This window comes from Escherichia sp. AM3 (assembly GCF_032029835.1).
Taxonomy (GTDB): domain Bacteria; phylum Pseudomonadota; class Gammaproteobacteria; order Enterobacterales; family Enterobacteriaceae; genus Escherichia; species Escherichia coli.
The window spans coordinates 20,396-30,008 of sequence record NZ_JAVUPQ010000052.1 but is presented as its reverse complement, the minus strand read 5'-3'; the positions used below and the strand labels follow the sequence as shown (position 1 = coordinate 30,008).

At 53.9% G+C, this 9,613-nt stretch carries 6 protein-coding genes and 1 pseudogene; all 7 read left to right on the top strand.

Going from position 1 to position 9,613, the window contains the following annotated elements; genetic code table 11:
* Positions 1 to 501 (top strand): annotated as a pseudogene (rfbK, locus tag RTW80_RS17030) (O9 family phosphomannomutase RfbK); the annotation flags it as partial.
* A gap of 5 nt (positions 502 to 506) precedes the next feature.
* On the top strand, positions 507 to 1,292 hold the full coding sequence (gene wzm / locus RTW80_RS17025; protein ID WP_001310941.1) for an O9 family O-antigen export ABC transporter permease subunit: 786 nt from the start codon (positions 507 to 509) through the stop codon (positions 1,290 to 1,292).
* Between the two features lie 2 nt (positions 1,293 to 1,294).
* Positions 1,295 to 2,590 (top strand): O9 family O-antigen export ABC transporter ATP-binding subunit, encoded by a 1,296-nt coding sequence (gene wzt, locus RTW80_RS17020; RefSeq protein ID WP_000025034.1) that lies wholly within the window; start codon positions 1,295 to 1,297, stop codon positions 2,588 to 2,590.
* A 19-nt stretch (positions 2,591 to 2,609) separates the two neighbouring features.
* Positions 2,610 to 4,736 (top strand): class I SAM-dependent methyltransferase, encoded by a 2,127-nt coding sequence (locus RTW80_RS17015; RefSeq protein ID WP_021543355.1) that lies wholly within the window; start codon positions 2,610 to 2,612, stop codon positions 4,734 to 4,736.
* Positions 4,737 to 4,746: 10 nt separating this feature from the next.
* On the top strand, positions 4,747 to 7,269 hold the full coding sequence (wbdA, locus tag RTW80_RS17010; RefSeq protein ID WP_312719627.1) for a polymannosyl GlcNAc-diphospho-ditrans,octacis-undecaprenol 2,3-alpha-mannosylpolymerase WbdA: 2,523 nt from the start codon (positions 4,747 to 4,749) through the stop codon (positions 7,267 to 7,269).
* A gap of 46 nt (positions 7,270 to 7,315) precedes the next feature.
* The gene (locus RTW80_RS17005) at positions 7,316 to 8,461 is read left to right on the top strand and encodes a glycosyltransferase family 4 protein (RefSeq protein ID WP_000691210.1); all 1,146 of its coding nucleotides are present in this window, start codon (positions 7,316 to 7,318) and stop codon (positions 8,459 to 8,461) included.
* Positions 8,462 to 8,470: 9 nt separating this feature from the next.
* A complete protein-coding gene (wbdC, locus tag RTW80_RS17000; protein ID WP_001264409.1) occupies positions 8,471 to 9,586 on the top strand; it encodes an N-acetyl-alpha-D-glucosaminyl-diphospho-ditrans,octacis-undecaprenol 3-alpha-mannosyltransferase WbdC in 1,116 nt (371 codons plus the stop codon).
* Positions 9,587 to 9,613 lie beyond the last annotated feature (27 nt).

The window sequence follows — 9,613 nt, the reverse complement described above, 5'->3', positions numbered from 1 at the left end:
GTAGACATCGTGACCCGCAACGGCGGCCAGCCGGTGATGTCGAAGACGGGGCATGCGTTCATCAAGGAGCGGATGCGTCAGGAAGACGCTATCTACGGCGGGGAGATGAGTGCGCACCATTACTTCCGCGATTTCGCCTACTGCGACAGCGGGATGATCCCGTGGCTGCTGGTGGCGGAGCTGCTGTGCCTGAAGAACAGCTCGCTGAAATCGCTGGTGGCGGACCGCCAGGCGGCGTTCCCGGCGTCGGGGGAGATCAACCGCAAGCTGGGTAATGCGGCAGAGGCGATAGCGCGCATCCGGGCGCAGTATGAGCCGGCGGCTGCACACATCGACACAACGGACGGGATCAGTATTGAATACCCTGAATGGCGCTTTAACCTGCGCACGTCTAACACCGAGCCGGTGGTGCGTCTGAACGTTGAGTCCAGAGCTGATGTGGCGCTTATGAATGAAAAAACGACCGAGCTGCTCAACCTGTTAAAAGAGGAATTGCTTTGAGTCCGATGTTTTCAGCGATCTATCGCTACCGTGGCTTTATTATTGACAGCGTTAAACGGGACTTTCAGTCCCGTTACCAAACCAGCTTCTTAGGCGCGGCATGGCTGATTTTACAGCCGATCGCCATGATTTCCGTCTATACATTAATTTTTTCTGAATTAATGCGTGCCCGCCTGGCTGGCATGGATGGTCCTTTTGCATACAGCATCTACTTGTGTTCTGGGGTGTTAACTTGGGGGCTGTTCACGGAAATGCTCAACAGTCTGGTCAACGTTTTTCTGACCAACGCCAATATTCTTAAGAAGCTCAGCTTTCCGCGGATCTGTTTACCGATTATCGTCACTGCTTCGGCATTTATTAACTTCCTGATCATTTTTGGTCTGTTCGTGCTGTTTCTGATCGTCACGGGCAATTTCCCTGGCATGATTTTCTTTGAAATCATTCCGGTGCTGATCGTCCAGATGCTGTTCACCCTCGGCCTCGGGATCATTCTCGGGGTACTGAACGTTTTTGTCCGCGATGTTGGGCAGTTCGTTAATATCCTGCTTCAGTTTTGGTTCTGGTTTACGCCAATTGTCTACGTATCCAAAACGCTGCCGGAATGGGTTTCTGGTCTGTTGGCGTATAACCCGATGGCGACCATTATCGGTTCCTACCAGAACGTGATGCTCTATCACCAGAGCCCTAACTGGATGGCGCTGCTTCCGGTCACAGTGGTGTCGGTCATTCTGTTTTTATTTGCCTGGCGTTTATTTAAAAAACATGCCGCTGATATTGTGGACGAGATTTAATCATGAGTATCAAAGTTCAGCACGTCGGCAAGGCGTATAAATATTATCCATCTAAATGGAACCGGGTCATTGAGAAACTACTGCCGGGCGATAAGCCGCGGCACAGCAAGAAATGGGTATTGAAAGATATCAATTTCAGCATTGAACCTGGGGAAGCGGTCGGCATTGTTGGGGTGAACGGCGCAGGTAAAAGTACGTTACTGAAGCTGCTGACTGGCACCACTCAGCCCACCAAAGGTAGCATTGAAATCCAGGGGCGCGTCGCCGCGCTGCTGGAGCTGGGCATGGGCTTCCATCCTGACTTTACCGGCCGGCAGAACGTGTATATGTCCGGGCTGATGATGGGCCTGGGCCGGGAAGAGATCGAGCGCTTAATGCCGGAGATCGAAGCCTTCGCCGATATCGGCGACTACATTGAAGAGCCCGTACGCATCTATTCCAGCGGGATGCAAATGCGCCTGGCGTTCGCTGTCGCCACGGCCTCCCGGCCGGATATTCTGATCGTCGATGAAGCGCTCTCCGTGGGTGACTCCCGTTTTCAGGCGAAATGCTATGCTCGCATCGCGGACTTCAAAGAGCAGGGGACCACGCTGCTGCTGGTTTCCCACAGCGCCGGGGATATCGTCAAGCACTGCGACCGCGCCATTTTCCTCAAAAATGGTGACATCTGCATGGACGGCACCGCCCGCGACGTAACCAACCGTTACCTGGATGAGCTGTTTGGCAAACCGGATAAAGACAGCGCGACAAAAAGCGCAACGGCTATCTCGTCAGCCAGTGGCGAAAGCCAGATGTCTCTCGATGAGATTGAAGATGTGTACCACACGCGCCCAGGCTACCGTCCGGAAGAATATCGCTGGGGGCAGGGTGGCGCGAAAATCATCGATTATCATATCCAGAGCGCCGGGGTTGATTTTCCTCCCTCACTGACGGGCAATCAGCAGACCGATTTTCTGATGAAGGTCGTGTTTGAATACGATTTTGATTGCGTGGTGCCAGGCATCCTGATTAAGACCCTCGATGGCTTATTCCTCTACGGAACCAACTCTTTCCTCGCCTCTGAAGGGCGGGAAAATATTTCGGTTTCCCGCGGCGATGTTCGGGTCTTTAAATTTAGCCTTCCGGTTGATTTAAATAGTGGCGATTACCTGCTGTCATTTGGTATCTCTGCCGGCAACCCGCAGACGGATATGACGCCGCTGGACAGACGTTACGACTCCATTATTTTACATGTGACCAAGAGCATGGATTTCTGGGGTGTCATCGATCTTAAGTCGTCCTTTACTAGCTACCAATGACGTTGAGAAAAACGATTCCATGACTAAAGACTTAAACACGCTGGTTAGCGAATTACCTGAGATTTATCAAACTATTTTTGGCCATCCCGAATGGGATGGCGACGCCGCTCGTGATTGTAATCAACGCCTCGATTTGATTACCGAACAGTACGATAACTTATCCCGTGCGCTGGGGCGCCCGCTTAACGTTCTCGATCTGGGCTGCGCGCAGGGCTTTTTTAGCCTGAGTCTGGCAAGCAAAGGCGCGACTATCGTTGGTATCGATTTCCAGCAGGAAAATATTAACGTGTGCCGCGCGCTGGCCGAAGAGAACCCCGATTTTGCCGCCGAGTTCCGGGTAGGCAGAATTGAAGAGGTGATCGCCGCGCTGGAAGAGGGCGAGTTTGATCTGGCCATTGGCTTAAGCGTGTTTCACCATATTGTTCACCTTCATGGTATCGATGAAGTTAAACGTCTGCTCTCGCGCCTGGCCGATGTCACCCAGGCGGTGATCCTTGAGCTGGCGGTGAAAGAAGAACCGCTTTACTGGGGCGTTTCTCAGCCGGACGACCCGCGCGAACTGATTGAGCAGTGCGCGTTTTATCGCCTGATCGGTGAGTTTGACACCCATTTATCCCCCGTACCGCGCCCGATGTACCTGGTCAGCAACCACCGGGTGCTGATCAACGATTTTAATCAGCCGTTCCAGCACTGGCAGAATCAGCCCTATGCCGGGGCCGGCCTGGCGCATAAGCGCAGCCGTCGCTACTTCTTTGGCGAAGATTATGTATGCAAGTTTTTCTATTACGACATGCCCCACGGCATCCTGACGGCGGAAGAGAGCCAGCGTAATAAATATGAACTGCATAATGAAATAAAGTTCCTGACGCAACCGCCAGCGGGCTTTGACGCGCCGGCAGTACTGGCCCACGGCGAAAATGCTCAGTCTGGCTGGCTGGTGATGGAAAAACTCCCGGGTCGTTTGCTGAGCGATATGCTGGCAGCCGGGGAGGAGATCGATCGTGAAAAAATCCTCGGTAGCTTGCTTCGTTCCTTAGCGGCGCTGGAGAAACAAGGGTTCTGGCATGACGATGTACGCCCGTGGAACGTGATGGTCGATGCCCGACAGCATGCCCGCTTAATCGACTTCGGCTCTATCGTTACCACGCCGCAGGACTGCAGCTGGCCGACGAACCTTGTCCAGTCGTTCTTCGTGTTTGTGAATGAGCTGTTTGCCGAAAACAAAAGCTGGAACGGTTTCTGGCGCTCGGCGCCTGTTCATCCGTTTAATCTGCCTCAGCCGTGGTCTAACTGGCTGTATGCGGTCTGGCAGGAGCCGGTTGAACGCTGGAACTTTGCCCTGCTGTTGGCGCTGTTCGAGAAGAAAGCGAAGCTGCCGTCAGCTGAACAGCAGCGCGGGGCGACGGAACAGTGGATCATCGCTCAGGAGACGGTGCTGCTGGAGCTCCAGTCCCGGGTGCGAAATGAAAGCGCCGGCTCAGAAGCGTTGCGTGGCCAAATCCATACCCTGGAGCAGCAGATGGCTCAGCTGCAGTCCGCTCAGGATGCGTTCGTCGAGAAAGCTCAACAGCCAGTGGAAGTCAGCCATGAACTCACCTGGCTTGGTGAGAATATGGAGCAACTGGCGGCGCTGTTGCAGACGGCGCAAGCGCACGCCCAGGCTGACGTTCAGCCCGAGTTGCCCCCTGAAACCGCTGAGCTACTGCAGCGACTGGAAGCCGCTAACCGGGAGATCCACCATTTAAGCAACGAAAACCAACAGCTTCGCCAGGAAATTGAAAAAATCCATCGCAGCCGTTCCTGGAGAATGACCAAGGGTTATCGTTATCTGGGCCTGCAGATCCATTTGCTGAGGCAGTATGGTTTCGTGCAGCGGTGTAAACATTTTATTAAGCGCGTCCTGCGGTTTGTTTTCTCATTTATGAGAAAACATCCGCAGGTAAAACATACCGCGGTAAATGGTTTACATAAGCTGGGGCTTTATCAGCCGGCCTATCGTTTGTATCGTCGTATGAATCCACTGCCGCACAGCCAGTATCAGGCTGATGCGCAGATTTTATCGCAGACTGAACTGCAAGTGATGCATCCGGAGCTTTTACCTCCGGAGGTTTATGAAATTTATCTCAAACTAACGAAAAATAAATAAGGAGATTAACTTGCATATTTTGATTGATGTCCAGGGTTACCAGTCGGAAAGTAAAGTCCGCGGCATTGGTCGCAGTACCCTGGCCATGAGCCGCGCCATTATTGAAAATGCCGGTGAGCATCGCGTCAGTATTTTGATCAATGGTATGTATCCCATTGATAATATTGATGATGTTAAAATGGCCTATCGGGACCTGCTGACGGATGAAGATATGTTCATCTTCTCAGCCGTCGCGCCAACAGCCTATCGTCATATTGAAAACCATGGCCGCAGTAAAGCGGCCCAGGCGGCCCGCGATATCGCTATCGCCAATATCGCGCCTGATATTGTCTATATTATTAGCTTCTTCGAGGGGCATAGCGATAGTTATACCGTGTCTATTCCGGCGGATAATGTGCCGTGGAAAACGGTGTGCGTATGCCACGATCTGATCCCGCTGTTAAATAAAGAGCGTTATCTCGGCGATCCGAATTTCCGTGAGTTTTATATGAATAAGCTGGCGGAATTTGAGCGGGCAGACGCGATCTTCGCCATTTCGCAGTCGGCAGCTCAGGAAGTGATCGAATATACCGACATCGCCAGCGATCGGGTACTGAACATCTCCTCGGCGGTGGGCGAAGAGTTTGCGGTGATCGATTATTCCGCTGAGCGTATTCAGTCTTTAAAAGACAAATACAGCCTGCCGGATGAGTTTATCTTGTCGCTGGCGATGATCGAGCCGCGGAAAAATATTGAAGCGCTTATTCACGCCTACAGCTTGCTGCCTGCCGAGCTGCAGCAGCGCTATCCGATGGTGCTGGCGTATAAAGTGCAGCCAGAACAACTGGAGCGGATCCTGCGTCTGGCGGAAAGCTATGGTTTGTCACGCAGCCAGCTTATCTTTACTGGGTTCCTGACCGACGACGATCTGATTGCCCTGTACAACCTGTGCAAACTGTTTGTGTTCCCGTCGCTGCATGAAGGTTTCGGCCTGCCGCCGCTGGAAGCGATGCGCTGCGGGGCGGCGACCTTAGGTTCAAACATTACCAGCCTGCCGGAAGTCATTGGCTGGGAAGATGCCATGTTCAATCCGCATGATGTGCAGGACATTCGCCGGGTCATGGAGAAGGCGCTGACCGATGAGGCGTTTTATCGTGAGCTGAAGGCGCATGCTCTCGCGCAGTCGGCCAAATTCTCGTGGGCCAATACCGCCCATCTGGCGATCGAGGGTTTCACTCGTCTGCTGCAGTCGTCCCAAGAGACGGATGCCGGGCAGGCGGAAAGCGTGACCGCCTCCCGCCTTCAGATGATGCAGAAAATCGATGCGCTGAGCGAAGTCGACCGTCTTGGTCTGGCATGGGCGGTTGCGCGCAATAGCTTTAAGCGCCATACCCGCAAGCTGCTGGTGGACATTTCGGTTCTGGCGCAGCATGACGCGAAGACCGGGATCCAGCGCGTCTCGCGCAGTATCCTCAGCGAATTACTGAAATCTGGCGTGCCGGGTTACGAGGTTTCCGCCGTCTACTACACCCCTGGCGAGTGTTATCGCTACGCCAACCAATATCTGTCCAGTCATTTCCCGGGCGAATTTGGTGCTGACGAACCGGTGCTGTTCAGCAAAGACGATGTGCTTATTGCCACCGATCTGACCGCGCATCTCTTCCCGGAGCTGGTGACGCAAATTGACAGCATGCGCGCCGCCGGGGCGTTCGCCTGCTTCGTGGTGCATGATATTCTGCCATTACGCCGTCCGGAGTGGAGTATCGAAGGCATTCAGCGTGATTTCCCGATCTGGCTGTCCTGCCTCGCAGAGCACGCCGACCGGCTGATCTGCGTCTCTGCCAGCGTCGCCGAGGATGTGAAAGCGTGGATTGCGGAAAATCGCCATTGGGTGAAACCGAACCCGCTGCAGACCGTCAGCAACTTCCATCTGGGAGCCGACCTCGATGCCAGCGTACCGTCCACTGGCATGCCGGATAATGCACAGGCGCTGTTAGCAGCGATGGCTGCAGCTCCGTCATTTATCATGGTGGGTACCATGGAGCCGCGCAAAGGCCACGCCCAGACGCTGGCCGCCTTCGAGGAACTGTGGCGCGAGGGCAAAGACTACAACTTGTTTATCGTCGGCAAACAGGGCTGGAACGTTGACAGCTTGTGCGAAAAATTACGCCATCATCCGCAGCTGAACAAAAAGCTCTTCTGGCTGCAGAATATCAGCGACGAGTTTTTGGCCGAGCTATACGCTCGTTCACGCGCGCTGATCTTTGCCTCGCAGGGAGAAGGCTTTGGCCTGCCGTTGATTGAAGCGGCGCAGAAAAAGCTGCCGGTGATTATTCGCGACATTCCGGTGTTTAAAGAGATTGCTCAGGAACATGCCTGGTATTTCTCCGGTGAAGCGCCGTCCGATATCGCGAAGGCGGTAGAAGAGTGGTTAGCCCTGTACGAGCAAAACGCGCATCCTCGTTCCGAAAATATCAACTGGTTAACCTGGAAACAGAGCGCGGAATTTCTCCTGAAAAACCTGCCGATTATCGCGCCAGCCGCGAAGCAATAATCGCTATCAACAGGGCTACTGCGGTGGCCCTTGTGATGAGTTCGTTATGAAAATTATTTTTGCTACTGAGCCAATTAAATACCCATTAACGGGCATCGGTCGGTATTCCCTGGAGCTGGTTAAGCGGCTGGCGGTTGCCCGTGAAATCGAAGAGCTGAAGCTGTTTCACGGCGCGTCGTTTATCGACCAGATCCCCCAGGTGGAGAATAAAAGCGATAGCAAAGCCAGCAATCATGGTCGTCTGTCGGCGTTTCTGCGCCGCCAGCCGCTGCTGATTGAGGCGTATCGCCTGCTGCATCCGCGGCGCCAGGCGTGGGCATTGCGCGATTACAAAGACTACATTTACCATGGTCCCAATTTCTATCTGCCGCATCGCCTGGAACGCGCCGTGACCACGTTTCATGACATCTCCATTTTTACCTGCCCGGAATATCATCCAAAAGATCGGGTTCGCTATATGGAGAAGTCCCTGCACGAGAGCCTGGATTCGGCGAAGCTGATCCTGACCGTCTCCGACTTCTCGCGCAATGAAATCATCCGCCTGTTCAACTATCCGGCGGATCGGATCGTCACCACCAAGCTGGCCTGCAGCAGCGACTATATTCCGCGCAGCCCGGCGGAGTGCCTGCCGGTCCTGCAGAAATATCAGCTGGCGTGGCAGGGGTATGCGTTATATATCGGCACCATGGAGCCGCGTAAAAATATCCGCGGTCTGCTGCAGGCCTATCAGTTGCTGCCGATGGAGACCCGCATGCGCTACCCGCTGATCCTCAGCGGTTATCGCGGATGGGAAGACGATGTGCTGTGGCAGTTAGTCGAGCGCGGTACGCGTGAAGGGTGGATCCGTTACCTGGGCTATGTCCCGGATGAAGACCTGCCTTATCTGTACGCGGCGGCCAGAACCTTTGTTTATCCCTCCTTCTATGAGGGATTCGGTTTACCTATTCTTGAAGCGATGTCTTGCGGTGTGCCGGTAGTATGTTCCAATGTCACTTCTTTGCCTGAGGTGGTTGGCGATGCCGGCCTCGTTGCCGATCCTAATGATGTAGACGCGATTAGCGCACATATTTTGCAGAGCCTGCAGGATGATAGCTGGCGGGAAATCGCCACCGCGCGCGGTCTTGCCCAGGCGAAACAGTTTTCGTGGGAGAACTGTACGACCCAGACCATTAACGCCTATAAATTACTCTAAGGGTGTCAGTTGAGAGTTCTACACGTCTATAAGACCTACTATCCCGATACCTACGGCGGTATTGAGCAGGTCATTTATCAGCTAAGTCAGGGCTGCGCCCGCCGGGGAATCGCAGCCGATGTTTTTACTTTTAGCCCGGACAAAGAGACAGGTCCTGTCGCCTACGAAGACCATCGGGTCATTTATAATAAGCAGCTTTTTGAAATTGCCTCCACGCCGTTTTCGTTGAAAGCGTTAAAGCGTTTTAAGCAGATTAAAGATGATTACGACATCATCAACTACCATTTTCCGTTTCCTTTCATGGATATGTTGCATCTCTCGGCGCGGCCTGACGCAAGAACGGTGGTGACCTATCACTCGGATATTGTGAAACAAAAACGGTTAATGAAGTTGTACCAGCCGCTGCAGGAGCGATTCCTCGCCAGCGTAGACTGCATCGTCGCCTCGTCGCCCAACTACGTGGCCTCCAGCCAGACCCTGAAAAAATATCAGGATAAAACCGTGGTGATCCCGTTTGGTCTGGAGCAGCATGACGTGCAGCACGATCCGCAGCGGGTGGCGCACTGGCGGGAAACCGTCGGCGATAACTTCTTCCTCTTCGTCGGCGCTTTCCGCTACTACAAAGGGCTGCACATTCTGCTGGATGCCGCCGAGCGTAGCCGGCTGCCGGTGGTGATCGTCGGGGGCGGGCCGCTGGAGGCGGAAGTGCGGCGTGAGGCGCAGCAACGCGGGCTGAGCAATGTGGTGTTTACCGGCATGCTCAACGACGAAGATAAGTACATTCTCTTCCAGCTCTGCCGGGGCGTGGTATTCCCCTCGCATCTGCGCTCTGAGGCGTTTGGCATTACGTTATTGGAAGGCGCACGCTTTGCAAGGCCGCTGATCTCTTGCGAGATCGGTACAGGTACCTCTTTCATTAACCAGGACAAAGTGAGTGGTTGCGTGATTCCGCCGAATGATAGCCAGGCGCTGGTGGAGGCGATGAATGAGCTCTGGAATAACGAGGAAACCTCCAACCGCTATGGCGAAAACTCGCGTCGTCGTTTTGAAGAGATGTTTACTGCCGACCATATGATTGACGCCTATGTCAATCTCTACACTACATTGCTGGAAAGCAAATCCTGAGAGCTGCTACCCCCGCCGTTGCTGCGG

What these genes read in the sequence shown, in the direction of transcription:
- wzm (WP_001310941.1), top strand. Translation starts at nt 507, where the DNA reads ATGTTTTCAGCGATCTATCGCTACCGTGGCTTTATTATTGACAGCGTT.
- wzt (WP_000025034.1), top strand. Translation starts at nt 1,295, where the DNA reads ATGAGTATCAAAGTTCAGCACGTCGGCAAGGCGTATAAATATTATCCA.
- RTW80_RS17015 (WP_021543355.1), top strand. Translation starts at nt 2,610, where the DNA reads ATGACTAAAGACTTAAACACGCTGGTTAGCGAATTACCTGAGATTTAT.
- RTW80_RS17005 (WP_000691210.1), top strand. Translation starts at nt 7,316, where the DNA reads ATGAAAATTATTTTTGCTACTGAGCCAATTAAATACCCATTAACGGGC.